Below are 25,452 nucleotides of genomic sequence, written 5' to 3' on the forward strand. Positions count from 1 at the left end.
CATCATCTATTTTTGACGCTTTCCCGATGCAGGCAGTGAGGGTGGCATGATGCGGATTCTGGTGGTGGGCGCCGGCGGTGTCGGCGGTTATTTTGGTGCGCGACTGTTACAGGCCGGGCGGGATGTGACCTTTCTGGTACGGCCTGCCCGGGCCGAAGTGCTGGCCCGCGACGGCCTGACCCTGCACAGCCCGCTGGGCGATTTTCATCATCCGGCCCCGCCGCATGTCACCCATGACGCGCTGACGCCGTTTGATCTGATCCTGCTGAGCTGCAAGGCCCGCGACCTGGACAGTGCCATGACAGCGATGGCGCCGGCGGTGGGGCCGGACAGCCTGATCCTGCCGCTGCTCAACGGCATGGCACACCTGGATCGTCTGTGCGAACGGTTTGGCGAACAGGCGGTGCTGGGCGGGCTGTGCATGATTTCCGCCGACCGCAATGCGCAGGGCGGGATACTGCATTTCAATGACGTCGCGCATCTGGTATTCGGTGAACGCGCCGGCGGCTATTCCGCGCGCTCCCGCGCTGTGGCCGCCGTGCTGGACGGTGCCGGGTTTACCGTCAGCCATGCCGACGACATTCTCCAGGCAATGTGGGAAAAATGGACCTTTATCGCCACCCTCGCCGGGCTGACCTGCCTGATGCGTGGCGCAGTGTGCGACATGCTTGCCGCCGGTGCCGCGCCGCTGATGCAGCAGATGCAGGCGGAGTGTGAAGCGGTGGCGGCACAGGCCGGTTTTCCGGTGCGTCCGGCGGCGCACGAGCGGCTGGCCGGGGTGCTGGGCACCAGCGATTCCACACTGACGGCGTCCATGTTGCGTGATGTGGAGCGGGGCCTGGAAAGCGAAGGTGAGCATTTGCTTGGCGAGCTGCTGGCGCGCCGTGATCCGGGTACTGTCCCGTCGCCGGACACGTCGCTGTTGATGATCGCCTGTGCCCACCTGCGCACCTATGAAGCCCGCCGCCGTCGCGGTGACCTGCCGGGAGCGAACTGATGCCACGGGTCAGCCGCAAGCAGAGCGAAGCCAACCATGACGCCATCTGCGATGCCGCAGCGCGGCTGTTCCGCGAGCGCGGGCTGCAGGGCATCAGCGTCGCCGAGGTGATGTCTGCCGCCGGGCTGACGCACGGCGGTTTCTACGGCCATTTCGATTCCAAGGAAGCGCTGGCGGCGCAGGCCTGCTCGCGTGCCTTCGGGCAGGCAAAAGAACGCTGGGCCAAACGTCACGCGCCGTTTCGCAAGCCGTCGCGCGCACGGCTGGCAACAGTGGATCATCATTTGTCCGTCAGCAGCCGCGATGCACCGGGTGAAAGCTGTCCCGTGGTCGGTTTCGCCGGCGATGTGGCGCGCGAGCCGGATGACAGCCCGCTGCGTGATGCCTATACCGAGGGCCTGAAGCACCTGCTGGCCGAATTCACCGCACTGAGCGATGGCCGGGACATGTCCAGCCGTCGTCGTCAGGCACTGGCGGATTTTTCCATGATGATCGGTGCGCTGGTGTTGTCGCGCGCCACGCGCGGCGATGCGCTGTCAGAAGAATTGCTTGATGCCGCCCGCAAGACCTTGCACGCACAGGAACGCTCATGAGCACATCACAACGTACTTTTCTCGGTGTCATGATCGGCGGCGCGGTGGTGCTGGCCATTGCGCTGGGGGTGCGCCACAGTTTCGGGCTGTTCCTGTCGCCGATGAGCGATGACTATGGCTGGGGCCGGGAAACCTTTGCCTTCGCCATTGCCATCCAGAATCTGGTCTGGGGGCTGGCGCAGCCTTTTACCGGCGCCTTCGCGGATCGTTTTGGCGCCGGCCGGGTGATCCTGGTCGGTGCCGTCCTCTACGCACTGGGTTTGTGGGGCATGAGCGGTGCGGCGACGCCACTGATGCTGACCCTGAGCACCGGTATGCTGATCGGGCTGGCGCTGTCGGCCACCTCATTTTCCGTCATTCTCGGCGCCGTGGGGCGAGTGGTGCCGGATGCGCAGCGGCCGATGGCCATGGGCCTAGTGTCCGCCGCCGGTTCGCTCGGCCAGTTCCTGATGTTGCCGGGCGTGCTGGGCATGATTCGCGGTATTGGCTGGCAGGGCGCGCTGATCGGGCTGGCGATCCTGGCCCTGATGATGCTGCCGTTTGCCGCCATGGTGCGTGTGCGCGCCGCGCCGCCGTTGCAGAACACGCCGGCGCAGACGCTTTCCCAGGCACTGGGCGAAGCCTTCTCGCGCCCGGATTTCTGGCTGCTGTCGCTGGGTTTTTTCGTGTGCGGTTTCCAGCTGGTGTTTATCGGCCTGCATCTGCCGGCCTATCTGGTCGACCAGCAATTGCCGGCCACAGTCGGCACCACGGTGCTGGCGCTGGTGGGGCTGTTCAACATCGTCGGCACCTGGCTGGCCGGGTGGCTCGGCAGCCGCCTGTTCCGCGCCGGATTGCTGGCGTGGATCTATCTGCTGCGCAGTGTGGTGATCGTGCTGTTCCTGTGGCTGCCACTGACACCCTGGAGCGCCTATCTGTTTGGCATGGCCATGGGCGTGCTGTGGCTGTCCACGGTGCCGTTGACCAACAGCATCGTGGCGACCATTTTCGGTGTGCGGAACCTGTCCATGCTGGGCGGTATCGTGTTCCTGTTTCATCAGGTCGGTTCGTTCGCGGGCGGCTGGCTGGGTGGCTACCTGTTTGACCGCACCGGCAGTTATGAACTGGTGTGGCAGATTTCCATTGGCCTGGGTGTGCTGGCGGCGTTGCTGAACATGCGGGTGACCGAACGGCCGGTGGCGCGCATCCAGGCGATGCAGGAGGCGGGATGAGCCTGACGGGCAAGCTGATCATCGGTGGCCTGGTGGCGCTGCTGTGTGCACTGGGCTGGTGGGGCTGGCAGCAGGGGGGCGTCTGGTTGCTGCTGTCGCATCTGTCCCTTTGCTAGTTTGCTAACTGTCCAGTGCAAGCTGGTCGAAACTGAGTGACAGCCCCAGCGCCTGGACCCGTGCCAGCAGATCGGCTGGCAGATAGAACGCCGGGTCGTCCATGAAGAAATACTGCGAGACACCGATGCCACACCGGTAACGCTCCCGCAGTGCGGGCAGGCGGTCGCCCAGCCGTTCCAGTTTCAGTATCAGGCGCTCGAAATGATCACGGTGGCTGGCGTGCTGGTCGAGGTTGCTGGAGAGAATCCAGCGGCTGTCCAGCCGTCGTACCTCGGGCAGCAGGCTGCTGTAGGCATCACCGGCGCACCAGCTGTCGTCGGGGGTGATGCCGGCCAGCAGTGAAATGGCCTGCGGCGGTTCATCGAAGCCGAACACGGCGAAATAAACGTGGTGTTCCGTCATCGGTTGGCCCGGCGTAAAAAAGACAGCGCCTATTGTGGCCGCAGATCGCGGTTCACCACCAGTTCATCCACCGGAAAATCCAGACCGGCGGCGATCTCCACCATGTGCCGGTAATCGCTGTTGCTGATTTCCGGTGTGCGTGCCAGTAGCCACAGATAGTCGCGGTCCGGCGTGCCGACCACGGCCCGCTGGTAGTCGGCGTCGACATGGACAATCCAGTAATCGCCCGCTGGCAACAGGCGGGTCAGCCAACTGTCGAAACGCACCTTCAGGCGTGCATGGGTGTCATCCATGCTGGTGGCAGTGCCCTCGATTTCCCGGCTGTCGCCCTGCTGCAGGCAGCGGTTGAGCACGGCCAGGGTGCCGTCGTTGTTGAGGGTGTAGAGGGCGGTGGCGTCGTAACAGCCACGCTGGAAAAAGGCCGGCAGGCGGGCGATTTCGTACCAGAGGCCGGTATAGCGTGCGAGATCTACCTGCTCCATCACCGGCAGGTCCGCCGGCTTGCCACCGCAGCCGGGCAGCAGTGTTGCCAGCATCATCATCACTGCGAGCCTCCGTGCCTGCATGCTGAACCCTCCCTTTGCCGTGACGGGGCCACTTTAGCAGAGCGTCGTCACGGCTCAGTGTGAATCCTGTAACTGCGCGACGTCATGGGCACCCCGGCGCAGCGTGCTATACTGCGCCGCCGCCGAAAACGCCCCTGTGAGCCCGTGAGTGAGTGCCCGTGACACAGCCATCCCCGTTACTGCAAGTAGAGGCCCTGGCCTGCGAGCGCGATGAGCGCCTGCTGTTCAGTGAGCTCGGCTTCTCTGCCTGTGCGGGAGACATCTGGCAGGTGGCTGGCCCTAATGGCGCCGGCAAGACCACGCTGCTGAGAATTCTGGCCGGCCTGCACGGATTCCACGATGGTCGCGTGCGCTGGCAGGTGCCCGGCGCACAACGTCGCGATGCCCACGACCAGATCCTGTTTCTTGGCCATTTACCGGGCCTGCGCGAAGAACTGACGGCGGAAGAAAACCTGCGCTGGCTGTGTGCGCTGCATCAGCAGCCGGTATCGGATATTCCTGCGGCCCTGGCGGCGGCCGGGCTGGCCGGTTATGCAGACGCCCCCGTGGCGGCGATGTCCGCCGGACAGAAGCGGCGCGTGGCGCTGGCGCGATTGTGGCTGCCGGGCAAGGCGGTATGGATTCTGGATGAACCCTTTACGGCCATTGATGTGCAGGGCGTGGCCCAGATCGAGGCGCGTCTGCGCGAGCATGCGGCCGGCGGGGGGCTGGTGTTGTACACCTCGCACCATCGGCTGGCCGACGATATCCGTCAGATTCATCTCGGCGGAGGTGCGCGATGAGTGCCTTTGGCGCCACCCTGCGGCGCGAATTGCTGCTTGGCGTGCGTACCCCGGCAGAGATCATCAACCCGCTGTTCTTTTTTGTGGTGGTGGTGAGCCTGTTCCCGCTGGCGCTGAGCCCGGCACCGGACACCCTGCGCCTGATCGCTCCCGGTGTGGTCTGGGTAGCGGCGCTGCTGGCGGTGATGCTGTCGCTGGACAGTCTGTTCCGCCGTGACGAAGAATGCGGCGCGCTGGAACAATTGCTGGTGGCGCCGGGCGAGCTGTACCTGCCGGTGCTGGCGCGGTTGCTGGCCCACTGGCTGCTGACCGGCCTGCCGCTGGTGCTGGTGGCGCCGCTGCTGGGCTACATGATGCAATTGCCGGTCACAGTGCTGGACACGCTCTGGCAAAGCCTGCTGCTGGGGACACCGGCGCTGACGGTCATTGGTGCCATTGGCGCGGCCTTGACGGTGAGCGTACGCCGCGGTGGTATCCTGCTGGCGCTGCTGGTGCTGCCCTTGTATGTGCCGGTGCTGGTGTTCGGGGCCGGTTGCGTCGGCCGGGCACTGGAGGGCATGGCTACCGGCAGCGTGCTGGCGATCCTGGCGGCCATGACCATGCTGGCCATCAGCCTCGGGCCGTTTGCGGTGGCCCTGGGGTTGCGCATTTCCAGCGGCGACTGAGGCACCTTATTTTCGATCCGGGCCTGCCGGGTCAGACGTGGTGACAACGGGAGAACAGATGACACAGGCAGCCCGGCCGGTTCCCGGTCATTTTTATCTCAGCAGTGTGCTGGGGCTTGTGCTGGTGGCGGTGCTGTATGCCACCTGGCAGGCGCCGCTGGCCAGCCGTATCGCCTGGCTGGGAGGTGGCTATGTGCTGGGCGTGCTGTTCTACCTGGGCGCGGTGCGCCGCCCGGACTGGTATTGGCAGACGCTGGTGCGCTGGTATCACCAGCTTGGTTCGCCGCGCTATTTCTACCGCCTCAGCGGGCAGTGGCTGCCGTATCTGGTCGTGCTCAGTGCCGGCATGCTGATGGTCGGCATGGTCTGGGGCCTGGCGTTTGCGCCGCCGCACCATGAACAGGGCAACAGCTATCGCATCATCTATCTGCATGTGCCGGCCGCCAGTGGTGCGCTGATGGGTTATTCAGCCATGAGCCTGGCCGGGCTGGTGGCGCTGGTCTGGCGCCTGAAAATGGCGGAGATCGTGATCAAGGCGATTGCGCCGTTTGGTGCCGTGCTGGCGGCGGTGGCGCTGATCACCGGCGCCATCTGGGGGCGGCCCACATGGGGCACCTACTGGATCTGGGATGCACGGCTGACTTCCATGCTGATCCTGTTCTTCATGTACCTGGGCGTGATTGCCTTGCAGAACGCGATCAGTGACCCGCGCCAGGCAGGCCGTGCGGCCAGTCTGCTGAGCGTGGTGGGCCTGATCAACGTGATCATCGTGCGGTACTCGGTGGACTGGTGGAACAGCCTGCACCAGGGCAGTTCCATGAGCATGTTCGGCGCCGGTGGCAGCTCGATTCATCCGAGCATGCTGGCGCCGCTGCTGATCTCCATGTTCGGGACCTATTTCCTGTTCGCGGTGACGGTACTGATCCGCACACGCACCGAAGTGCTGTGGCGGGAGCGCCGCAGTGCCTGGGTGAAGGAGGAACTGAGCTGATGTATTTCGAATCTTTCCCGGCGTTGTGGCAGATGGGCATCCACGGCCCATACGTGTGGAGCGCCTTCGGCATCGGCCTCGGGCTGATCGCGGTCAATGTGATCTGGGCGCTGGTGCACGGCCGCAATGTGCGCCGCACGCTGCAACGACAGCTTCAACGACAGGCAATGCAGGAGAAATCATGAATCCGGTACGCAGGCAACGTCTGCTGATTGTGCTTGGGGCGCTCACGGGTGTGGCGCTGGCGGCAGGGCTGCTGCTGTATGCGATTTCGGACAACATCAATCTGTTCTACACGCCACAGCAGGTGGTCAATGGCGAGGCGCCCGTGGGCCAGCGCATGCGGGTTGGCGGGCTGGTCACCGCAGGCTCGGTGCGTCGCGACCAGGAAAGCCTGAAAGTGCAGTTTGACCTCACCGACGGTATCGGCACCTTCACGGTCTACTATCAGGGCATCCTGCCGGACCTGTTCCGCGAAGGGCAGGGCATTGTCGCCAACGGCACCCTGACCAGCCGTGAGAGCTTCGAGGCCACCGAGGTGCTGGCCAAGCACGATGAAACCTATATGCCGCCGGAGGTACAGGACGCGCTGGAGCGTGCCGGGCATCCCGGTGCGGCCGGCAAGAACGCTGATGCCGGTGAGGGCAAGGCCGGCGCCAGTTACTACTGAGCCTTGCCGTATGCGAGAAAGCCGCGTCGCCACAGCAGTGGAACGCGGCTTTTTTTTGAGTCACGAGAAAACCGGTACCCGGGTGGGCATGAGAATGCGAAACCTGCCACGTCCATGCAGGCGGGCTTCCGCAGGTCTCCCTGAAGACCCTTTTTCCCCTTGGTATGCCCGGCTCATCCTGCTGCCGGAACCCTTTTTTCATGACTATCCATTTGAAAATAAAAGATATTTAGTGGAAATAACCGGAATCAATCACCGCGATCAGAAAATACTTGATAATCGTTATCATTACGCCTACTATCCCAAACATCGGAACACAGCGTGAGAAGCATCAAATGTACGTCTGTCTCTGCAAGGGCATCACTGACGGCCAAATACGGGAAGCAGTCGACCAGGGCTGCGACAGTTTGCGCGATCTTCGTCGGGAACTCGGGGTGGCAAGTCAGTGTGGCAAGTGCGCCCGTCAGGCGCGTGGGGTGATTCGGGAAGCCCGTACCGAATCGTCTGCGCCGGTTTATGCAGCAGCAACGTCGGCCCAACCGGTGATGTTTATCCCGCAACCGGCCTGATGACTTTCTGACAATCTGTTTTCCGATCCGGCACACCAGGTTCAGGTCTGGTGTGTCGTGTTGTGTGCGAAGCGCACCTTTCCCCGTCGACGCTATTACGACCGCAAGTTATTCTTATTCCCTTTCCTGCTCTCGTTGGCCGTTGTTAATGCAAGGTTGCGCATAAGCGGTCACTCGCCAACAATAGTCGCCACCCCGATAGACCCAATGGAGCTTGACCATGCGTGGCGACGCGAAAGTGATCGAATATCTGAACAAGGCCCTCGGCAACGAGCTGGTCGCGATCAACCAGTATTTTCTGCATGCCCGGATGTACAAGGACTGGGGGCTGGAAAAGCTCGGCCACAAGGAATACGAAGAATCCATTGACGAGATGAAACACGCGGATCAACTGATCCAGCGCATCCTGTTTCTCGAAGGCCTGCCCAACCTGCAGGATCTCGGCAAGCTGAAAATCGGTGAGCACACTCGTGAAATGCTTGAGTGTGACCTGAAGCTGGAGCACGAAGCCGTGCCGTTGCTGCGTGACGCCATCGAATATTGTGATTCGGTGAAGGATTTCGTTTCCCGCGACCTGTTCAATTCGATTCTCGAATCCGAGGAAGAACACATCGACTGGCTGGAAACCCAGCTCGGCCTGATCGATAAAGTGGGCCTGGAAAACTATCTGCAATCGCAGATGAAAGTCGAGGAAGACTGACGTTTTTGCCCACACGGCATCGTTCCGAAAAGCCCTGGCCTGAACTGCCGGGGCTTTGTGTTTCTGGCGCTCGTTCAATGAACGTTATGCCAGCCGGACAGCCCATGACGGGCAGGCGGGCTTACCGCGACGCGGATTCTGTGGTTATCATATGAGCATCATTTAATAGCTGGCGGCTATCAGAACAGGCAAGCTGTTAGCTTTCGAATTCCAGCCCTCGCGCTGGCCAGCGGCATCCCGCCTGCCTCATGATAGGCGAGCGCCGTATCTGTCGGCCTGACGCGGACAACTGATTTCAAGAATAGGTGCTGAATGAGTATGTCTGGGACACCTTCTCCATTTGATAAGGATGCCCGTCCGAAAACCCTGACTGACCAGGCTTATATGATGCTGCGTGCCGACGTGATCGCCGGCCGGCTCAAGCCGGGGGCGAAACTGCGGGTAGAGCAGTTGCGCGGGCAGTACGAGGTGGGCGCCACACCCTTACGTGAGGCGCTGAGCCGGCTCAGTGCGGACGGGTTCGTGATTTCCGAGGGCCAGCGCGGCTTCCGCGTGGTGCCGATGAGCGTGGCGGATCTTCAGGACATCACCAATGTGCGCATCCTGATCGAGACCGAGGCACTGCGGAACAGTCTGACCAATGGCAACGAAGCCTGGGAGGAACGGTTGGTGGCGGCGTATTACCGGCTGTCCAAGCTCGAAGCGGGCGAGGGCAACTACAGTGCCCGCGAGCGTGCCAACGAGGAATTCCACGCGGCCCTGCTGTCCGGCTGCAACTCGCCGCTGCTGTTGCGCATGCATCGCACCCTGTATGACCAGCACAAGCGCTACCGCAATATCTCGCTGATGACGGTCAACGTGCCGCGTGATGTGCATGAAGAGCACCGGGCGATCTATGATGCGGCACTGGCACGCCGGATCGACGATGCCTGCGAGGCAACCCGGTTGCATGTGCTGCGCACCATGGAAGTCACGCTGGATGTCTTCCGCAAGGCAGAAGCCGAGGAGGCGAAGGCTGCCCGACAAGCCTGAGTGTTCCCTTTCGTAACACATCTGGGCCGGTGTGGTGTCGCACCGGCTCTTTGTTTTCACCGCACAGCAACACATTCCCTTTCTGCCAGCGTCCCTTCGCCTCCCGCAATCGCTCAGTTTTCATGGGCTGCGGCCGATAGACCGAGGGTGGGCTGGACCGGGGAAGCTGGCTTTGCCTAAGATGGTGTGGTGAATGGTATCACTTAGCCATCATGCAGTACCGGCAAGGCCGGGATGCCCTGTCTTCAGTCCGTATTTCCCACTGTCTCCGCACGGAACGTCTTCAAGTGATCATGTTAACTGATTGATATTATTGGCAAAAAATAAGTTTATCCATTTTGACATGTAATATATATATTTCATTGAAAAATCGGTAAGTCTTGCTATAGTCAGTTCAACAGGGTCATCGGAGCGCTACCGGCGGCCCGGTATTTCAAAAAAATACCGACAACAAAACGGAGAAGATAATCATGACTCTGAAGAAGCCACTACTGGCCGTTCTGTTTACTGCAGTCGCCACGACACTGTCCGGCATGGCGCAGGCGGATACGTTGCGCCTGCTCACAGCTCCCACCGGTTCCATTGTGCATACCACCGGGTCTGCCATTGCCAGCGTCATTTCCCAGAAAACCGATTACACCATGCTCGCCGCGCCGATGTCGGGCCCGCAAATCTATGTGCCGCAGGTCGACGCCGGTCGCGCGCAGTTCGCGCTGCTGAACGCGGCGGATGCGCATGAAGCCTTCCATGGTGGGGTCGGTTACCGCGAGGCGTATCGCAACCTGCGTCTGGCTGCGGTGGGCTTCACCAACGAACTGGGTGTGATCGTGCGTCGTGATTCGGATATCCGTACCGGTGCCGATCTCAAGGGCCGTCGCGTCAGTGGCGTGTTCTCTGCCCACAAGACCTGCGAACAGCTCGCCTCCGCCCAGATGGCCAACTTTGGCCTGGATTGGGACGACGTGAACGTGGTGCCGGTGACTCACTCGCGCACGGCCGTGCAGGCGCTGGGCGAAGGTCGTGTCGAAGCCGCCATGTGCGTGCCGCTGGGCCAGGCCATCGTGCAGGAAATCAATGCACAGACGCCGATCCGCTTCATCAGCATGAACAATGACGACGCTGCGGTGGCACGTACTCGTGCTGCGTTTCCTGCTGGTGAACTGGCGGGCTACAAAGCGGGCGCTTCCGTTGGCCTGATTGATGACGCCTATGTCTGGAGCTACCCGTTCTACCTGGCCGTGAACAAAGATGTGCCAGCGGATCAGGTGTACGCCGTGGTCAAGGCGATCAGCGACAACATCGTCGAACTGCGTGGCATCAGCGGTGTTTTCAATCGCTGGATTCCGGAAGGCATGGTGAATGCCGACCTCAATCTGCCGGTCCATGAAGGTGCCAAGCGTTTCTATGACGAGAAGGGCCTGTGGAACGACAACATCGAGAAGGCGAATGCCACCCTGCTGGAGGCAGCGCGCTAAGACGCGGCTGTTTCCTTTCTGCTGGCAAGAGGTAACGAATCGTGAAAAACGAAGCTATACAGCGCAAGGTGGATGAAGATACCGGTGCGGCCGGCATCCGCCTGCAGGGGGGCTGGCTGTATCTAGCGCAGGCTCTGCTGGCTGCCATTCCGGTGGTGGGTATCCTGTACGCCTTTAGTGTGCCGTCCTATTTTGGATACGCCATTTGGGGAGAGCAGGCCTCACTGGCGGTGCTTGGCCTGGCGCTGAGTGCCACATTCCTGATCAAGCCGGCGCGTGTGTCGTCGGCGAATATCGGGCGGCCGCCGGTGTTCGACATGCTGTGTGCGCTGCTTGGCTTCGGTCTGTGTCTGCAGACTGCGATTCGTTACGAATGGCTGGTGTCGATCGGCTTCCTCGGTTTTGACGCGGAGTATTACGTCAATCTCGTGGCAGCCGCTCTGACACTGCTGTTGATCCTGGAGGCGCTGCGACGCCTCACCGGCTGGGCCATGGTGATCCTGGTTGCCGTGTGCCTGGTGTATGCGCTGTTTGCCGGCGATGTACCGGGCGTGCTGCGTGGCCAGACGCCGGACGTGGATTTCCTGCTGGGTTACCTGCACCTGGATTCTTCCGGTGTGCTGGGCACGCCGCTGGCGGTGGTGGTGTCCACGGTGATTGCCTATGTATTGCTGGGTAATGCACTGTTCCGTCTTGGTGGCGGTCAGTTGTTTCTGGATTTGCCGCTGGCGGCCATGGGCCGTTACCGTGGTGGCCCGGCCAAGGCGTCGGTTGTGGCGTCCTCGCTGTTCGGGTCCATTTCCGGCAGTGCGGTGGCCAACGTGGCGACCACCGGGATCGTGACGATTCCGCTGATGAAAAAATGCGGTTATAAACCGCAACAGGCCGCCGCGATTGAAGCGGTGGCGTCCACCGGTGGCCAGTTGCTGCCGCCGATCATGGGGGCGGCCGCCTTTATCATGGCCGAATTCCTCGGTATTCCTTACGCAGAAGTGGCGCTTGCTGCGCTGGTGCCTGCGATCCTGTTTTATCTCGCGCTGCTGGTACAGATTCACCTGCATGCGGCGCGCAATGGCATCCGTCCGATGACCGCCGAAGAGCGTCCCGACGCGCTGCGCACATTGCGCCGCTACTGGCCATTCCTGGCGCCGGTACTGATGCTGTTCTTCCTGTTGTTTGCGCTGCGCTGGTCGCCTGAACAAGCTGCCTTCGCCAGCCTGCTGGCCACGCTGGTGGCCGCGAAAATGGTGGGCGAGCATTCGATTGGCTGGCGTTCGCTGGTGGACATTCTCGGCGCCACCGGTCGCAGTCTGCTGGAAATCGTCGCCATCACGGCCGCCGCCGGCATCATCGTCGGGGTGCTGTCCCTGACGGGCCTGAGTTTCTCCCTCGGGCTGAGTATTGCCGATGCCGCCGGTTCGCTGCCGTTGATGTTGCTGCTGATTACTGCCGTGGCGGCCATCGTATTCGGCATGGGCATGCCGACTACCGCAGTGTACGTATTGATGGCGACGCTGGTGGCCCCGGCCCTGGTGGCCGCCGGCTTCAACCCGCTCGCCAGCCACCTGTTCGTGCTGTACTTCGGTGTGCTGTCGATGATCACGCCGCCCGTGTGCCTGGCATCGTTTGCCGCAGCATCCATGGCCGGCGCACCGTTCATGCGCTCGGGCTGGGAGTCGATGCGTTTCGGCGCCGTGGCGTTCATCGTGCCGTTTGTGTTCGTCGCCTATCCGGCGCTGCTGTTGCAGGGTGACATGAGCGGCGAGCAATGGCTGCGCACCGGCATTGCCTTTTTCACTGCGATGTTCGGCTTCCTGATGATCGCGGCCGCCATCGAAGCCTATCTGTTCCGCCCCCTCAAGCTTACCGGCCGGTTGTTCGCGGGTATCGCCGGGGTATTGCTGATGATTCCGGAAGATGGCGCCCTGACCCTGTTTGACAACATTCCCACCGACACCATCGGCATGCTGATGGCCTTTGTGATCGCTGCGGTCACCTGGTGGCAATCAAAAAACGCTAAAGCCTGTGCGCTAGGCCATTGATTCAACAGCGTGCAGGCAAAAGAACAGCTCTGGAGGAAAACGAAAATGTCGCAAAGCAATACACACAAGATCAGTGTCCGGCAGGAGCTTGACGGGCCAGCCATGGAAGCACTGCGCGAACGCGCCGCACGTATGGTGGACAGCCGTATCAGTGAAGGTGTGTACCGGGTTGACCGCAGCATCTATACCGATGAAGAGCTGCACGAACTGGAAGTACAGAACATCTTCGAGAAAGACTGGGTGTTCCTGTGCCACGAAAGCCAGATCCCGAACCCGGGCGACTATTATTCCACCTTTATCGGCCGTCAGCCGGTACTGGTGATCCGCGATAAAGAAGGCGAGATCAACGCCTTCATCAATGCCTGCGCTCACCGTGGCGCGTTGCTGACCGAACGCCGGCAGGGCAACGCCACCACGCTGCGCTGCCGTTTCCACGGCTGGTGCTTCAACACCCAGGGCAAGTGCGTGCGGGTCAAGAACGAGAAGACTGGCTGGCCGGATGGCTTTGACAAGTCTGCCATGGGCCTCAAGCACATCGGCCAGGTGGGCAGCTACCGTGGCTTCGTGTTCGGCAGCCTGGTGGCCGAGGTGCCGACGCTGGAAGAACATCTGGGCGAAGCAAAGATCTTCATGGACATGCTTGCCGACCAGTCGCCGCAAGGTATCGAAGTGATCGGTGGCCATTCTGACTATGTAATTCGCGGCAACTGGAAAATGCAGGCAGAAAACGGCGTTGACGGTTACCACGTCAGCACCGTTCACCGTGTGTTTGCGTCCACCGTGGCGCAGCGCGAAGAGCGCAACGGCCGTGACGGCATGGCAAAAACCGAAGCGGGCCGTATTGCCGGCATCGTGCCGACCGGCTGTTACGACCTGGACGGCGGTCACATGCTGATCTGGGCCGAGCGGGCCACGCCGGAAGTCGGTCCGTTGTGGGAAGGCCGTGAGGAACTGCTGTCCCGCCTGCCAGAGGCGCAGGTGGACTGGATGGTCGGTCGCGGTCGCAACCTGCTGCTGTTCCCGAACGTGCTGTTGATGGACCAGCCGTCCACGCAGATTCGTGTGTTCCGTCCGCTGTCCGTGGATCGTACGCTGGTCACCGTGTACTGCATTGCGCCGAAAGGCGAGAGCCAGGAAGCGCGTACCGCGCGGATTCGCAAGTTTGAGGATTTCTACATGGTGACCGGCATGGCCACGCCGGACGACCTGGCTGCCCTGGAAGATTGCCAGACCGGCGCACTGGGTGAAGCGTCCCGCTGGACCGAGGTCACCCGAGGTATCAGCAGCATGGTCAATGGCCCCGACGAGGGCGCCAAGAAAATCGGGTTGAATCCGGTCAGCAGCAATCACGACTGGGATTTCGAAACACTGTATTACAGCTTCTACCGCAAATGGTTGAAGCAGATGACGGGTAAAGGAGAAAACAGCTGATGACCGCCATGCTCAATGATCAATCCCTGCGGGTGATGGAAGTCAGCGAACTGCTGGCGCGCGAGGCCGATCACATCGATCGCCGCGAGTGGAAAGAATGGGTCGATATGTACACCCCGGACGCAGTGTTCTGGATGCCGGCCTGGCGCAACGAAGATGAAACCACCCAGGACCCGATGCAGGAGATCAGCCTGATCTACCTGCCGGATCGCGGCATCGAGGACCGGGTGTTCCGTTTCAGCTCCGGTGATTCCTACGCCTCGACACCGCTGCCGACCACCAGCCACTGCGTCGGCAGTGTGCGCGTGCTGGCCGACCAGGGTGACACGGTGACTGCCAGCGCCAAGGCGATTGTCGCCACCATGGATCCGCGTACCGGCAACATCGTGCGCGGTGTCTGGTACGACTATGAACTGGTGCGGGTCGACGGTGAACTGAAGATCAAGACCAAGAAAGTGACATTCCTCGAGCGTGTCATTGACGGCACCGTGGATGTCTACAACGTCTGAGCCGGAGAGCGCGATGCTCGCATTATGCAAGACAGCGCCCGTAGTGGACGGGCTGGAACTGCGCCAGGTCGCCAAACCGCGACCTGGCCCGGGCGAAATTCGCCTGCGGGTGCGTTTCGCTGGCGTGTGCGGTACGGACATGCACATTTATCACTGGGCACCGCGCATGGCCCGCCGTATGCAATTGCCGCGTGTAATGGGGCATGAAGTGTGCGGCATCGTTGATGAAGTCGGCGACGGTGTGCTCGGCATCAAGATGGGCGATCAGGTCAGCCTGGAAAGCCACATCTCCTGTGGCCAGTGCCGGCCCTGCATGCTGGATCAGCGTCATCTGTGCGAGCACACGCGCTATCCCGGTATTGATGTGGACGGTGGCTTTGCCGAATGGGTGGTGGTACCGGCCAGCATTGCCTGGGTCAATCCGCCGGATTTTCCGCCGCACCTGTCGGCGATGATGGAGCCGTTCGGCATCGCGGTGCACGCCTGTGGCGAAGGCACTGGCGTGGCCGGCCAGCGTGTGCTGGTCAATGGTTGCGGACCGATCGGCCTGATGGCGGTGGCGGCTGCACGTGCGCTGGGTGCGCATCAGGTGATCGCTGCCGATCTCAACCCGGTCCGGCTGGCCAGCGCGCAGGCGATGGGCGCCAGCCACTGTCTGAATCCGGGCACGCACAATCTGGTAAAAGAAATTCACGCGCTCACCAACGGTGAAGGGGTGGATGTGGTGATCGAGCTGACCGGTGCCGAAGCCGGTCTGCACGCAGCGCTGGACGCGCTGCGTCGCGGCGGGGATTTCCGTCTCATCGGTGCACCCTCCCACCCGGTCAGTCTGGACCTGACCCAATGGGTCAGGACCGGTCCGACCATTCGCAGTATCCATGGCCGGCGTATCTGGCGGAGCTGGATCGAAGCGGCGGATCTGATTGCCAACGGCCGCGTTGACCTGTCGCCGCTGGTCTCCCATGTGGTGCCGCTGGAAGACGCCCGGGAGGCGTTCCAGCTGGTGCTCGATGGCCAGGCCGTGAAACCGCTGCTGGCGGTGCACGGCTGAGCCCGGGCTGTTTGGAGAATGCATTATGTCGAATAAATACAATATCACCTGTGTGTTTGAAGACGGTGCGACCTCGCATTTTCAGTCTTCCGCCATTGAAACCGTCTACTCCGCTGCCTTGCGCAGCGGCCTGACGCTGGAAACCGACTGTCGCGAAGGTGCCTGCGGCGTGTGCAAGGCGCACCTTTCCGACGGCCAGTGTGACATTGGTGATGTGAGTGATGAAGCGCTGACCGACGACGAACAGGACGAAGGCTATCTGCTGGCCTGCCAGGCGCGGCCACGTTCGGACCTGGTGCTGGAATTCGGTTACCCGCTGTCGCTGCTGAAAAAGGAAGTGGCCACCGTGGCGGCGCGTGTCGCCGCACTGGAACCGGTGGCGGATAACGTCATGCGCGTCGTGCTGGAAAGCGATGCCGCGCCGCTGCCGTTCCTGGCCGGCCAGTACGTGAACATCACCGTGCCTGGCGCCGTGCCCGGCCGCAGCTATTCATTTGCCAACAGCCCGGCCGATAACAGCCGCATGGAATTTTTTGTGCGCCTGCTGGAGCAGGGGGCCATGAGCAACTGGTTGCGCGACGGCGCAAAAGTGGGCAGTGAAGTCAGTGTGCAGGGGGCCTATGGCCAGTTCTTCCTGCGCCCGGCGCGGGCCGGACAGATTGTCATGATCGCGGGTGGGACCGGGCTTGCGCCGATGCTGAGCATGCTTGAGCACCTCAGCAGCCAGGATGCACCCATGCCCAAGGTGGTGTTGCTGTATGGCGCCAACTTCGCCGGTGAGCTGTTCGGTGAAGAACGCATTCGCCAGTACGGTGATCAGGTGTCGCTGCACCAGGTGGTGGTCAATGGTGACGACACCTGGCAGGGCGCCACAGGGTTTGTGACAGACCTGCTCAATGACACGCTGTTGTCCGAGGCGGCGGCCACCGATGCCTATCTGTGCGGACCGCCTCCGATGATCGACGCGGCGCGGGAAAAACTGGCGGCGCTGGGTGTGCCTGCGGCGCGCATTTTCGCAGAAAAATTCCTGCCCTCGGATCATTGAGCGGCAGGGGAGTCTGTCTGGACGGCGGCGTTGCAGGCTGACTACCATGGGGGAGATGGTGCCGGAGTGGCATCATCGCCTCCCGCCGGCAGGGCCCGCACGCCTGCCACGGGGTGTGTGCGAGAGAGAATCCGCCATGCCCGCTTGAACAGTGGTTTGCAAGGCCCTGTTTCATAATGGAAATTCAGGAATATCTATATTTATAGAAATATATATATTTTGTTGAAAAGTCGGTAATCTCGACTTATAGTGACCTTATCCGGTATCCCGACGCTACCCGGGCCGGACCATACAGATAACAAGACGGAGACAGGCCATGCCACGCATAGCACCTTTGTTCAAGGTTGCCATTGCCTCGTCGACACCCGGTCATGATCGGGGAGTTGCCGTGTCCGTTTTGTCATGCCGCACCCGGACGCCATCCTGTATCTGCTGTCCGGTCATCGACGTGGAGCGCTCCCATGATTGATCTGCACGATATCCGTTATGTCAGGCTGGGTACCCCCGACCTGGAGGCCGCTACCCGCTACTGCACCGATATTCTGGGTCTGCAGAAAATCCGTACACTCGGTAACGCGGTGTATTTCCGTTCCGACAATCGTGACCACACGCTGGTGTACTTCGAGGGTGATGCCCGCGATCACGCCACCGGTTTCGAGTTGCGGTCGTTCGAAGAAATGGAAGATGCCAGGCAGGTGCTCGCGCATGCCGGCACCGAAGCCACCTGGGGCACCACGCAGGAATGTGAAGAGCGCTTCGTGCAGGCGTTCCTGACGTTCAACGACCCGTCCGGCAATCGCATCGAACTGGTCTGGCGTCCTTATCATTCCGGCTGGCGCTATTTCCCGTCCCGGGACGCGGGGATCAACGGCTTCTCGCACATTGGCCTGCGCAGCACCGACCCGGTCCGTGACGAACGTTTCTGGACAAAAATCATGGGCGCGCGTGTGTCCGACTGGATCGGCCAGGCGCCGCTGCTGCGGATCGACGATGTACACCACAAGATTGCGCTGTTTCCGTCGGAATACCCTGGCGTACAGCACATCAATCATCAGGTGGAAAGCATCGACGACATTATGCGCTCCTGGTATTTCCTGCAGGAGAAAGGCATCAACATCACGTTCGGGCCGGGCAAGCACCCGACCTCCACGGCAATGTTCCTGTATTTCGAAGGGCCTGACGGCATGGTGTTCGAATACTCCAGCGGTGTCAGCAGTATCACCGATGACGCCACCCACTTGCCGCGCCAGTTTCCGTTTGAGCCGGCCGGTTTCTGTATGTGGGGGGCGCGTCCGAACATCAAGGAATTCAAGTCCTAGCAGGCTGTTGAAAAACAGCCTGTGCTGACAGCTTGATTAAGTTGTCAGCGAAATCAAGCGCGGGAAGCGATTGATTTTCCGTGCCCACCTTTGCGGGCCTGCGCCGCAAAGGTGGCTTGAAAAAGCATCGAAGAGGCTTTTTCAACACACTGTTAGATGTAGAGCGAGTTCACTGCACCATCCCTGTGGCCATCGCCGGCCGCTCGTGCCCACCATGGCGGGAAACGGACACGGCGATAAGCACACCGAAGAAGCCCGCGCGTGAGCGCAGGCTTCATGACTGGGCCGCGATGAGATGACACAGCGGTGCGCGGTCACAGCGGCGGGACAGATCCCCGCCGGGATGATGGTGCGGTGGCGCTGCCTGGCAGCGCAGCAGGAAACAGCGTCGCCGAGGCGACGGCAAGCAGGGTAAGGGCAACACCGCAATATCCGTACCACGTCATGGCGTGCAGGCGTCATGAATCTGGTTCCGGCCCGACGAAACATGACGGGCTTTTTTTAGGGGCCGGATTAAAAAATCGATATTCAGGATGAATATCCATTAAGAAACGGCATCAGGGAAATGATCAGGCGCCCGGTGTGGCGCGATGCCGACACACAAATTTTTCAGCAGCCAGTGCCGGGCGCCACAAGTGCCCGAGCGATGTGATCGAGGACTGAATACATGAAAGAGATCAAGCATTTCATCAACGGGGAATACGTGTCGTCCTCGAAGGGCAAGACCTTCGAAGACCGTAACCCGGCCAATGGCGAGCTGATCGCGCTGGTGCACGAAGGTGGCCAGGAAGAAGTGGATCGTGCCGTGGCAGCCGCGCGTGCCGCGCTGGAAGGCGAGTGGGGCCGCATGCCGGTCGAGCGTCGCATGGCGCTGCTGCACAAAGTGGCGGACGGCATCAACGCGCGTTTTGATGAATTCCTTGAAGCCGAGTGCCTGGACACCGGCAAGCCGAAGTCCATGGCCTCCCACATCGACATCCCGCGTGGCGCGGCAAACTTCAAAGTGTTTGCTGACCTGGTGCGCAATGTCCCCACCGAAAGTTTCATCATGGATACACCGGATGGCGCCGGTGCCATCAACTATGCCGTGCGCAAGCCGCGCGGTGTCATCGGTGTGGTCGCGCCCTGGAATCTGCCGCTGCTGCTGATGACCTGGAAAGTGGGCCCGGCGCTGGCCTGTGGCAACACCGTGGTGGTGAAGCCATCCGAAGAGACCCCGCACACGGCGGCGCTGCTGGGTGAAGTCATGAATGACGCCGGTGTGCCGGCGGGTGTGTACAACGTGGTGCATGGCTTTGGCCCGGGTTCGGCCGGCGAATACCTGACCCGCCATCCGGGTGTCAACGGCATTACCTTCACCGGCGAGACCTCCACTGGCGAAGCCATCATGAAAGCGGCGGCTGGCGGTGTACGGCCGGTGTCGCTCGAACTGGGTGGCAAGAACGCCGCCATCGTGTTCGCGGATGCCGACATGAACAAGGCCATCGAAGGCACAATGCGTTCCGTGTTCGCCAACTGTGGCCAGGTATGCCTGGGGACGGAACGCGTTTACGTCGAACGGCCGATCTTCGATGAATTCGTGCAGCGTCTGAAGCAGGGCGCCGAGCAACTGAAAATGGGCTGGTGGCAGGACGACGATGTCAGCTTCGGCCCGCTGATCAGCCGTACTCACCAGGACAAGGTGCTTTCTTACTACGAGAAGGCGCGTGCTGAAGGCGCCACCATTGTCACCGGCGGCGGCAAGCCGGAGATGCCGGGTGAACTGAGCGAAGGCAACTGGGTGCAACCGACCATCTGGACCGGCCTGTCGGACGACTCGGTCGTGATCCGCGAGGAAATCTTCGGCCCGTGCTGCCATATCCGGCCGTTCGATACCGAGGAAGAGGCCATCGCGCTGGCCAACGACACGCCTTACGGCCTGGCTGCTGCGCTGTGGACCGAAAACCTGACCCGCGCACACCGCGTGGCAGCCGCCATGGACGTGGGCCTGTGCTGGGTCAACAGCTGGTTCCTGCGTGATCTGCGTACACCGTTCGGTGGCAGCAAGCAAAGCGGCATTGGTCGCGAGGGCGGAGTGCATGGCCTGGAGTTCTACGCCGAACTTTCCAATGTCTGCATCAAGCTGTGATGACAGCCGACTGAACAGGACAGGTGACAAGCATGAATGACAAACAGATCCAACAGTACGGCGACGAACTCTACAACGCCCTGCGCACCTGCAGCACGGTGGCGCCGCTGACCGACCGCGAGCCGTCCATCACGCTGGACGATGCCTACCGTATTTCCGTGCGCATGCTCGAACGCCGCCTGGCGGATGGCGAGCAGGTGATCGGCAAGAAGATCGGTGTGACCAGCAAGGCGGTGCAAACCATGCTCAACGTGCACCAGCCGGACTTCGGTTACCTGACCGACCGCATGGTGTACGCCAACGGTGATGAAATCAAAATCGCCGGCCAGATGATCGCACCACGCGCCGAAGGCGAAATTGCCTTCATTCTCAAGCGTGACCTGATGGGCCCGGGCGTGACCAATGCGCAGGTCATCGCGGCTACCGAATGCGTGATGCCGTGCTTCGAGATCGTCGATTCCCGCATTCACGACTGGAAAATCAAGATCCAGGACACCGTGGCCGACAACGCCTCCTGTGGCGTGTTCGTGCTGGGCGATGCAGCGCGGCTGCCGTCAGAGCTCGACCTCACTACCTGCGGCATGGTGATGGAAAAGAACGGCGAAATCATCGCCACCGGCGCCGGCGCTGCGGCGCTGGGCTCGCCAGTGAACTGCGTTGCCTGGCTGGCCAATACGCTCGGCCGCCTTGGTGTGCCGCTGAAAGCGGGCGAAGTGATCCTGTCCGGTTCACTGGTGCCGCTGGCGCCGGTTGTGGCCGGTGATCACGTCGAAGTGGCCATCGGTGGTCTGGGCCATTGCGCAGTGCGTTTCGGCTGAGCGGCGAGAGGAGATTGTGATGAAACTCAAGGCTGCGATTATCGGTTCCGGCAACATCGGCACCGACCTGATGATCAAGATCCTGCGCCATGGCCAGGCGCTGGAAATGGGCGTGATGGTCGGCATCGACCCGGCCTCCGACGGCCTGGCCCGTGCGGCACGCATGGGTGTGGCCACCTGCGCCACCGGCGTCGAGGGCCTGATTGCCATGCCCGAATTCGCCGACATCGGCATCGTCTTCGATGCCACCTCCGCCGGCGCCCATGTCTACAACGACAAACTGCTGCGCGAAGCCAAGCCCTCGATCCGCATCGTCGACCTGACCCCGGCGGCCATCGGCCCCTATTGTGTGCCCGTGGTCAATCTGGACGAACACCTCGACGCCCCGAACGTCAACATGGTCACCTGCGGTGGCCAGGCCACCATCCCGATGGTCGCCGCCGTCTCCTCCGTGGCCAAAGTCCATTACGCGGAAATCATCGCATCCATTGCCAGCAAGTCCGCCGGCCCCGGCACCCGCGCCAACATCGATGAGTTCACCGAGACCACCTCCCGCGCCATTGAGGTGATCGGCGGCGCTGCCAAGGGCAAGGCGATCATCATCCTCAACCCGGCCGAGCCACCGCTGCTGATGCGCGACACCGTCTATGTGCTCTCCGAGCTGGCCGACCAGGCCAGGGTCGAGGCGGCCGTCGAGGCCATGGCCGAGAAGGTAAACGCCTATGTGCCGGGTTATCGCCTGAAGCAGAAAGTGCAGTTTGACGTCTTCGACGACGCCCACCCGCTGCACCTGCCCGGTGTCGGCACCTTCTCCGGCCTGAAGACCTCGATCTTCCTGGAAGTCGAAGGCGCGGCCCACTACCTGCCCGCCTACGCCGGCAACCTGGACATCATGACCTCGGCGGCCCTGGCCACCGCGGAACAACTGGCCCTGCGCGTCCGCGCGGCCGGTGCGGCCTGAACGGCCGATCAAGGAGGCGATCATGAGCAAGAAACTCTATATCTCCGATGTGACCCTGCGCGATGGCTCCCACGCCATCCGCCACCAGTATTCCCTGCAGAACGTGCGCGATATCGCCGCTGCGCTGGACAAAGCGAAAGTCGATTCCATCGAAGTGGCCCACGGCGATGGCCTGCAAGGCTCCAGCTTCAACTACGGCTTCGGTGCCCACACCGATCTCGAGTGGATCGAAGCCGTGGCCGACACCGTGACCCATGCAAAAGTGGCGACCCTGCTGCTGCCGGGTATTGGCACCGTGCATGACCTGAAAGCCGCCTACAGCGCCGGCGCCCGCATCGTGCGCGTGGCCACCCACTGCACCGAAGCGGACGTGTCGAAACAGCACATCGAATACGCCCGCGAACTGGGCATGGACACGGTCGGCTTCCTGATGATGAGCCACATGACCACGCCGCAGCAGCTGGCCGAGCAGGGCAAGCTGATGGAGAACTACGGCGCCACCTGCATTTATGTCGTGGATTCCGGCGGGGCGCTGGGCATGCAGGACGTGCGTGATCGCTTCCGCGCCATGAAAGACGCCCTGAAACCTGAAACCCAGACCGGCATCCACGCGCACCACAACCTGTCGCTGGGCGTGGCCAATTCCATTGCTGCGGTGGAAGAGGGCTGTGACCGCATCGACGCCAGCCTGGCGGGCATGGGGGCCGGGGCCGGCAACGCCCCGCTGGAAGTCTTTATCGCCGCTGCCGAACGGCTGGGCTGGGACCACGGCACCGACCTGTACACGCTGATGGACGCGGCCGACGACATCGTGCGGCCGTTGCAGGACCGGCCGGTGCGGGTGGACCGGGAAACCCTGGCGCTCGGTTACGCCGGGGTCTACTCCAGCTTCCTGCGCCATGCCGAAGTGGCGGCACAGAAATACGGCCTGAAGACCGTCGACATCCTGGTCGAGCTCGGCCGCCGCCGCATGGTCGGCGGTCAGGAAGACATGATCGTGGACGTGGCGCTGGACATGCTCAAGCAACAGCGTGACGCCAACACCCAAACAGCCGGAGGGGCGCAATGAGCCTGACACGCGAACAGATTGAACAGCTTGCCGATCACGTTGAACAGGCCGAGCTGCAAGCGCACGACATCACCAAGATCACGGATGACTATCCGGACATGACCTTCAGTGATGCCTACGACGTGCAGTGGGAAATTCGCCGCCGCAAGATCGAGCGCGGCGCCCGCATTGTCGGCATGAAGATGGGCCTGACCTCGCGCGCCAAGATGCAGCAGATGGGTGTTGAAACTCCGATCTATGGTTTCCTGGCCGATTATTTCGAGCGCCCGGACAGTGGCGAGATCGAAATGAAGGACCTGATCCACCCGAAAGTGGAAGCGGAAATCGCGTTTGTGACCAAGGCGCCGCTGAAAGGCCCGGGCTGCCATGTGGGCAGCGTATTGGCTGCAACGGATTTTGTCCTGCCGGCGGTAGAGATCATCGACTCGCGCTACCGCGACTTCAAATTCGACCTGGTCAGCGTGATTGCCGATAACGCCTCTTCGTCGCGTTTCGTCACCGGCACCCGTGCCCGCAATGTTCACGACGTGGACCTGCGCAATCTTGGCCTGGTGATGGAAATCAACGGCAAGGTGGTTGAACTCGGCGCCGGTGCGGCCGTGCTGGGTCATCCGGCCACCAGCATCGCCATGCTGGCCAACATGCTCGGCGAACGCGGTGAGGAAATTCCCGCAGGCAGCGTGATCCTTTCCGGCGCCATTACCGCCGCCGTGGCGGTGAAAGCCGGCGACGCCGTGACCCTGCGTGCGCAGGACATGGGCAGCGTTTCCATGCGTTTCGTCTGAAATAGATCAAGAAACAGATCAAGTAGAGGCCAAACATGCCGATAGCCAATATTCAGATCATGGAAGGCCGTGACGACGAGGCAAAAGCAAAGCTGATTGCCGCCGTCACTGACGCCATCTGCGACAGCATTGGCGCACGCCGCGAAGCGGTGCGCGTGCTGATCCAGGAGGTGCCGAAGAGTCACTGGGGGATTGGCGGCGAAACCGCCAAGGCCCTCGGGCGCTGAGGGAAGAGTGCGGCCCTGCAGAGCAGTAAGGGCCGTACTCGGCGCCCGGACGGGTTGGTAGCCATGTCGGGACGACAGCGTTTCTGCCAGCGGAGAAGTCGGCCAGCAGGAGGATTGCCTATGCAGCGTACCGAATAAACGGACCCCGCCCTCACGGGCGCAAAAGGATGTGACTTCCTGCGGGGCAGCAGCGCAAAGCGCTACCGCTGCATGAGCTTCGCATTGCCAGAGAAAAGGCAGGAGTCATCACTGCAACGCAACAGATGATCCGGGCCGATGCATCGGTCGCAGAATAAAATTTAACCGGACTAGGATGAATCATCATGAAAAAAACAAACCTTGCTATCGCGATTTCCTGTGCTGCCATGCTGGGCTCTACCGCTGCGCTGGCAGACGGACCAAGATTCACCGGCGAAATGGGCATGGGTGGCCTGAAAGTCGACGGCCGTGACCTGGATGCCTGGGCCTATGACCTGCGTGCAGGCGTTGCCGGCTCCTACAAGTTCGACGGTTTCGCGATCAACTACCAGTTCACTGCGGACTTCGGTGCTGCCGCGAACAACCTGGATCCGCTGGTCTACAGCCCCAGCGGCAGTGCGAATGACATCTACGTGCGTGACGCCAAGATCGTCATGCCGACCCGCTACGGTGCCTTCGTGGTTGCCCCGCGTTCCAGCAGCGGCCAGTTTGCGCACATTTATGGCGCCACCACTGACTTTGAGTACAACGCCATGCACGCCCGCACCGGCATCAACGGTTTCTTCACCCAGGGTGATGCCACCACCAACCTGCTCGCGTACGCCACGCCGAAATTCGCGGGCTGGCAGGTGATCTTCGGTTCGTTCACCTTCAACAAGGCCAACGACCGTGACATCGATGCCTGGAGCTACCGCGCCCTGTACAAGAACGGCGGTTTCGATTTCGCCGTCGGCCAGGTGTTCATCTCCGACAAGCAGGCCGGCAGTGGCGAGAAGGAAGAGCGTAACGCGGCGTCTGTCGGCTACAGCTGGGACAGCTTCAAGGTCAGCGCAGTGGTGGAACAGAACGATGTGCCGGACGGCCTGGCCAACGACTTCACTTCCTGGGCTGCCCGGGTGGACTACAAGCTGAACGAGCGCTGGTCCTCTGCACTGGCCTACGTGGAAAAAGACCACGAGCTGGATAGCGAAGACAACGACGGCATGATCTTCCAGGTGAAACGTCACCTGAACGATCAGGTGTACCTGTTCGCCGAAACCGGCCAGTACGACACCACCCCGTCCAACTACGCCGTGGGCGTAAACGTGAAATTCTGACG

General features: G+C 61.7%; 27 protein-coding genes and 1 pseudogene. 26 read left to right on the plus strand and 2 right to left on the minus strand.

Translation table 11 applies throughout. From position 1 onward, the window contains the following. Nucleotides 1–46: 46 nt before the first annotated feature. The 3 genes from S7S_RS06900 to S7S_RS06910 are packed head-to-tail and all read left to right on the plus strand — an operon-like array spanning nucleotide 47 to nucleotide 2,801. On the plus strand, nucleotides 47–997 hold the full coding sequence (locus tag S7S_RS06900) for a ketopantoate reductase family protein (protein WP_202966533.1): 951 nt from the start codon (nucleotides 47–49) through the stop codon (nucleotides 995–997). Continuing rightward, nucleotides 997–1,590: a TetR/AcrR family transcriptional regulator gene (locus S7S_RS06905; RefSeq protein ID WP_041025948.1), complete on the plus strand. Its 594-nt coding sequence runs from the start codon at nucleotides 997–999 to the stop codon at nucleotides 1,588–1,590. The genes S7S_RS06900 and S7S_RS06905 overlap by 1 nt, the downstream gene beginning before the upstream one ends. Then, complete coding sequence (locus S7S_RS06910; RefSeq protein WP_041025949.1) at nucleotides 1,587–2,801, plus strand: MFS transporter; 1,215 nt, start codon at nucleotides 1,587–1,589, stop codon at nucleotides 2,799–2,801. Before S7S_RS06905 ends, S7S_RS06910 begins: the two co-directional genes overlap by 4 nt. Nucleotides 2,802–2,921: 120 nt before the next feature. On the opposite strand, the gene S7S_RS06915 is transcribed toward S7S_RS06910, so the two are convergent. Continuing rightward, nucleotides 2,922–3,320 carry a DUF4279 domain-containing protein gene (locus S7S_RS06915; RefSeq protein ID WP_008740227.1) on the minus strand — a complete coding sequence of 133 codons (399 nt, stop codon included), beginning with the start codon at nucleotides 3,318–3,320 and terminating at the stop codon, nucleotides 2,922–2,924. Between the two features lie 29 nt (nucleotides 3,321–3,349). Then, on the minus strand, nucleotides 3,350–3,886 hold the full coding sequence (locus tag S7S_RS06920; protein ID WP_041025950.1) for a lipocalin family protein: 537 nt from the start codon (nucleotides 3,884–3,886) through the stop codon (nucleotides 3,350–3,352). Between the two features lie 179 nt (nucleotides 3,887–4,065). Here S7S_RS06920 and ccmA point away from each other — a divergent pair. From ccmA to S7S_RS07025, 23 genes and pseudogenes are all read left to right on the plus strand, one after another. Then, nucleotides 4,066–4,668, plus strand: a pseudogene (ccmA, locus tag S7S_RS06925) (cytochrome c biogenesis heme-transporting ATPase CcmA); the annotation flags it as partial. Further along, nucleotides 4,665–5,333 (plus strand): heme exporter protein CcmB, encoded by a 669-nt coding sequence (ccmB, locus tag S7S_RS06930; RefSeq protein WP_041025952.1) that lies wholly within the window; start codon nucleotides 4,665–4,667, stop codon nucleotides 5,331–5,333. The pseudogene ccmA and the gene ccmB, both read left to right, overlap by 4 nt. Nucleotides 5,334–5,391: 58 nt before the next feature. Then, on the plus strand, nucleotides 5,392–6,324 hold the full coding sequence (locus S7S_RS06935; protein ID WP_082027654.1) for a heme ABC transporter permease: 933 nt from the start codon (nucleotides 5,392–5,394) through the stop codon (nucleotides 6,322–6,324). Further along, on the plus strand, nucleotides 6,324–6,509 hold the full coding sequence (gene ccmD, locus S7S_RS06940; RefSeq protein WP_041025953.1) for a heme exporter protein CcmD: 186 nt from the start codon (nucleotides 6,324–6,326) through the stop codon (nucleotides 6,507–6,509). Before S7S_RS06935 ends, ccmD begins: the two co-directional genes overlap by 1 nt. Further along, on the plus strand, nucleotides 6,506–6,994 hold the full coding sequence (gene ccmE / locus S7S_RS06945) for a cytochrome c maturation protein CcmE (protein WP_041025954.1): 489 nt from the start codon (nucleotides 6,506–6,508) through the stop codon (nucleotides 6,992–6,994). Before ccmD ends, ccmE begins: the two co-directional genes overlap by 4 nt. Before the next feature lie 10 nt (nucleotides 6,995–7,004). Next, complete coding sequence (locus S7S_RS19575) at nucleotides 7,005–7,319, plus strand: hypothetical protein (protein WP_144401612.1); 315 nt, start codon at nucleotides 7,005–7,007, stop codon at nucleotides 7,317–7,319. A gap of 10 nt (nucleotides 7,320–7,329) precedes the next feature. Next, nucleotides 7,330–7,563, plus strand: a complete 234-nt coding sequence (locus S7S_RS19225; protein ID WP_008740217.1) for a bacterioferritin-associated ferredoxin — start codon at nucleotides 7,330–7,332, stop codon at nucleotides 7,561–7,563. A 220-nt stretch (nucleotides 7,564–7,783) separates the two neighbouring features. Further along, on the plus strand, nucleotides 7,784–8,263 hold the full coding sequence (gene bfr, locus S7S_RS06950; RefSeq protein WP_041025955.1) for a bacterioferritin: 480 nt from the start codon (nucleotides 7,784–7,786) through the stop codon (nucleotides 8,261–8,263). 318 nt (nucleotides 8,264–8,581) lie between these two features. After that, the gene (locus S7S_RS06955) at nucleotides 8,582–9,295 is read left to right on the plus strand and encodes a GntR family transcriptional regulator (protein ID WP_052269218.1); all 714 of its coding nucleotides are present in this window, start codon (nucleotides 8,582–8,584) and stop codon (nucleotides 9,293–9,295) included. Between the two features lie 470 nt (nucleotides 9,296–9,765). Beyond that, nucleotides 9,766–10,770, plus strand: a complete 1,005-nt coding sequence (locus tag S7S_RS06960; RefSeq protein ID WP_041025956.1) for a TAXI family TRAP transporter solute-binding subunit — start codon at nucleotides 9,766–9,768, stop codon at nucleotides 10,768–10,770. 41 nt (nucleotides 10,771–10,811) lie between these two features. Then, nucleotides 10,812–12,812, plus strand: a complete 2,001-nt coding sequence (locus tag S7S_RS06965) for a TRAP transporter permease (RefSeq protein WP_052269219.1) — start codon at nucleotides 10,812–10,814, stop codon at nucleotides 12,810–12,812. Between the two features lie 45 nt (nucleotides 12,813–12,857). Next, on the plus strand, nucleotides 12,858–14,243 hold the full coding sequence (locus S7S_RS06970) for an aromatic ring-hydroxylating oxygenase subunit alpha (RefSeq protein ID WP_202966535.1): 1,386 nt from the start codon (nucleotides 12,858–12,860) through the stop codon (nucleotides 14,241–14,243). Then, nucleotides 14,243–14,752 (plus strand): aromatic-ring-hydroxylating dioxygenase subunit beta, encoded by a 510-nt coding sequence (locus S7S_RS18810; RefSeq protein ID WP_052269220.1) that lies wholly within the window; start codon nucleotides 14,243–14,245, stop codon nucleotides 14,750–14,752. Before S7S_RS06970 ends, S7S_RS18810 begins: the two co-directional genes overlap by 1 nt. Nucleotides 14,753–14,765: 13 nt before the next feature. Continuing rightward, nucleotides 14,766–15,803: a zinc-binding dehydrogenase gene (locus tag S7S_RS06980; RefSeq protein WP_041025957.1), complete on the plus strand. Its 1,038-nt coding sequence runs from the start codon at nucleotides 14,766–14,768 to the stop codon at nucleotides 15,801–15,803. Between the two features lie 25 nt (nucleotides 15,804–15,828). Beyond that, a complete protein-coding gene (locus S7S_RS06985; RefSeq protein ID WP_041025958.1) occupies nucleotides 15,829–16,848 on the plus strand; it encodes a 2Fe-2S iron-sulfur cluster binding domain-containing protein in 1,020 nt (339 codons plus the stop codon). A 461-nt stretch (nucleotides 16,849–17,309) separates the two neighbouring features. Beyond that, entirely contained in the window at nucleotides 17,310–18,167 is an 858-nt protein-coding gene (locus S7S_RS06990) for a VOC family protein (RefSeq protein WP_041025959.1), read from the plus strand. 667 nt (nucleotides 18,168–18,834) lie between these two features. After that, entirely contained in the window at nucleotides 18,835–20,295 is a 1,461-nt protein-coding gene (locus tag S7S_RS06995) for a 2-hydroxymuconic semialdehyde dehydrogenase (protein ID WP_041025960.1), read from the plus strand. A gap of 32 nt (nucleotides 20,296–20,327) precedes the next feature. Beyond that, nucleotides 20,328–21,113, plus strand: coding sequence for a 2-oxopent-4-enoate hydratase (gene dmpE, locus S7S_RS07000; protein WP_041025961.1), 786 nt, complete (start codon nucleotides 20,328–20,330; stop codon nucleotides 21,111–21,113). A gap of 19 nt (nucleotides 21,114–21,132) precedes the next feature. Beyond that, the gene (locus S7S_RS07005) at nucleotides 21,133–22,074 is read left to right on the plus strand and encodes an acetaldehyde dehydrogenase (acetylating) (RefSeq protein WP_041025962.1); all 942 of its coding nucleotides are present in this window, start codon (nucleotides 21,133–21,135) and stop codon (nucleotides 22,072–22,074) included. 19 nt (nucleotides 22,075–22,093) lie between these two features. Continuing rightward, nucleotides 22,094–23,143 carry a 4-hydroxy-2-oxovalerate aldolase gene (gene dmpG, locus S7S_RS07010; protein ID WP_338010707.1) on the plus strand — a complete coding sequence of 350 codons (1,050 nt, stop codon included), beginning with the start codon at nucleotides 22,094–22,096 and terminating at the stop codon, nucleotides 23,141–23,143. Beyond that, the gene (gene dmpH, locus S7S_RS07015) at nucleotides 23,140–23,928 is read left to right on the plus strand and encodes a 2-oxo-3-hexenedioate decarboxylase (RefSeq protein ID WP_008740470.1); all 789 of its coding nucleotides are present in this window, start codon (nucleotides 23,140–23,142) and stop codon (nucleotides 23,926–23,928) included. The genes dmpG and dmpH overlap by 4 nt, the downstream gene beginning before the upstream one ends. Before the next feature lie 35 nt (nucleotides 23,929–23,963). After that, a complete protein-coding gene (locus S7S_RS07020) occupies nucleotides 23,964–24,155 on the plus strand; it encodes a 2-hydroxymuconate tautomerase (protein ID WP_008740471.1) in 192 nt (63 codons plus the stop codon). A gap of 323 nt (nucleotides 24,156–24,478) precedes the next feature. Beyond that, a complete protein-coding gene (locus tag S7S_RS07025; protein WP_082027657.1) occupies nucleotides 24,479–25,450 on the plus strand; it encodes a porin in 972 nt (323 codons plus the stop codon). The last annotated feature ends 2 nt before the right edge of the window (nucleotides 25,451–25,452 follow it).

Origin of the sequence: Isoalcanivorax pacificus W11-5 (assembly GCF_000299335.2) — a bacterium.
GTDB classification, from domain to species: Bacteria; Pseudomonadota; Gammaproteobacteria; order Pseudomonadales; family Alcanivoracaceae; genus Isoalcanivorax; species Isoalcanivorax pacificus.

What these genes read in the sequence shown, in the direction of transcription:
- S7S_RS06900 (WP_202966533.1), top strand. Translation starts at nt 47, where the DNA reads ATGATGCGGATTCTGGTGGTGGGCGCCGGCGGTGTCGGCGGTTATTTT.
- S7S_RS06905 (WP_041025948.1), top strand. Translation starts at nt 997, where the DNA reads ATGCCACGGGTCAGCCGCAAGCAGAGCGAAGCCAACCATGACGCCATC.
- S7S_RS06910 (WP_041025949.1), top strand. Translation starts at nt 1,587, where the DNA reads ATGAGCACATCACAACGTACTTTTCTCGGTGTCATGATCGGCGGCGCG.
- S7S_RS06915 (WP_008740227.1), bottom strand. Translation starts at nt 3,320, where the DNA reads ATGACGGAACACCACGTTTATTTCGCCGTGTTCGGCTTCGATGAACCG.
- S7S_RS06920 (WP_041025950.1), bottom strand. Translation starts at nt 3,886, where the DNA reads ATGCAGGCACGGAGGCTCGCAGTGATGATGATGCTGGCAACACTGCTG.
- ccmB (WP_041025952.1), top strand. Translation starts at nt 4,665, where the DNA reads ATGAGTGCCTTTGGCGCCACCCTGCGGCGCGAATTGCTGCTTGGCGTG.
- S7S_RS06935 (WP_082027654.1), top strand. Translation starts at nt 5,392, where the DNA reads ATGACACAGGCAGCCCGGCCGGTTCCCGGTCATTTTTATCTCAGCAGT.
- ccmD (WP_041025953.1), top strand. Translation starts at nt 6,324, where the DNA reads ATGTATTTCGAATCTTTCCCGGCGTTGTGGCAGATGGGCATCCACGGC.
- ccmE (WP_041025954.1), top strand. Translation starts at nt 6,506, where the DNA reads ATGAATCCGGTACGCAGGCAACGTCTGCTGATTGTGCTTGGGGCGCTC.
- S7S_RS19575 (WP_144401612.1), top strand. Translation starts at nt 7,005, where the DNA reads ATGCGAGAAAGCCGCGTCGCCACAGCAGTGGAACGCGGCTTTTTTTTG.
- S7S_RS19225 (WP_008740217.1), top strand. Translation starts at nt 7,330, where the DNA reads ATGTACGTCTGTCTCTGCAAGGGCATCACTGACGGCCAAATACGGGAA.
- bfr (WP_041025955.1), top strand. Translation starts at nt 7,784, where the DNA reads ATGCGTGGCGACGCGAAAGTGATCGAATATCTGAACAAGGCCCTCGGC.
- S7S_RS06955 (WP_052269218.1), top strand. Translation starts at nt 8,582, where the DNA reads ATGTCTGGGACACCTTCTCCATTTGATAAGGATGCCCGTCCGAAAACC.
- S7S_RS06960 (WP_041025956.1), top strand. Translation starts at nt 9,766, where the DNA reads ATGACTCTGAAGAAGCCACTACTGGCCGTTCTGTTTACTGCAGTCGCC.
- S7S_RS06970 (WP_202966535.1), top strand. Translation starts at nt 12,858, where the DNA reads ATGTCGCAAAGCAATACACACAAGATCAGTGTCCGGCAGGAGCTTGAC.
- S7S_RS18810 (WP_052269220.1), top strand. Translation starts at nt 14,243, where the DNA reads ATGACCGCCATGCTCAATGATCAATCCCTGCGGGTGATGGAAGTCAGC.
- S7S_RS06980 (WP_041025957.1), top strand. Translation starts at nt 14,766, where the DNA reads ATGCTCGCATTATGCAAGACAGCGCCCGTAGTGGACGGGCTGGAACTG.
- S7S_RS06985 (WP_041025958.1), top strand. Translation starts at nt 15,829, where the DNA reads ATGTCGAATAAATACAATATCACCTGTGTGTTTGAAGACGGTGCGACC.
- S7S_RS06990 (WP_041025959.1), top strand. Translation starts at nt 17,310, where the DNA reads ATGATTGATCTGCACGATATCCGTTATGTCAGGCTGGGTACCCCCGAC.
- S7S_RS06995 (WP_041025960.1), top strand. Translation starts at nt 18,835, where the DNA reads ATGAAAGAGATCAAGCATTTCATCAACGGGGAATACGTGTCGTCCTCG.
- dmpE (WP_041025961.1), top strand. Translation starts at nt 20,328, where the DNA reads ATGAATGACAAACAGATCCAACAGTACGGCGACGAACTCTACAACGCC.
- S7S_RS07005 (WP_041025962.1), top strand. Translation starts at nt 21,133, where the DNA reads ATGAAACTCAAGGCTGCGATTATCGGTTCCGGCAACATCGGCACCGAC.
- dmpH (WP_008740470.1), top strand. Translation starts at nt 23,140, where the DNA reads ATGAGCCTGACACGCGAACAGATTGAACAGCTTGCCGATCACGTTGAA.
- S7S_RS07020 (WP_008740471.1), top strand. Translation starts at nt 23,964, where the DNA reads ATGCCGATAGCCAATATTCAGATCATGGAAGGCCGTGACGACGAGGCA.
- S7S_RS07025 (WP_082027657.1), top strand. Translation starts at nt 24,479, where the DNA reads ATGAAAAAAACAAACCTTGCTATCGCGATTTCCTGTGCTGCCATGCTG.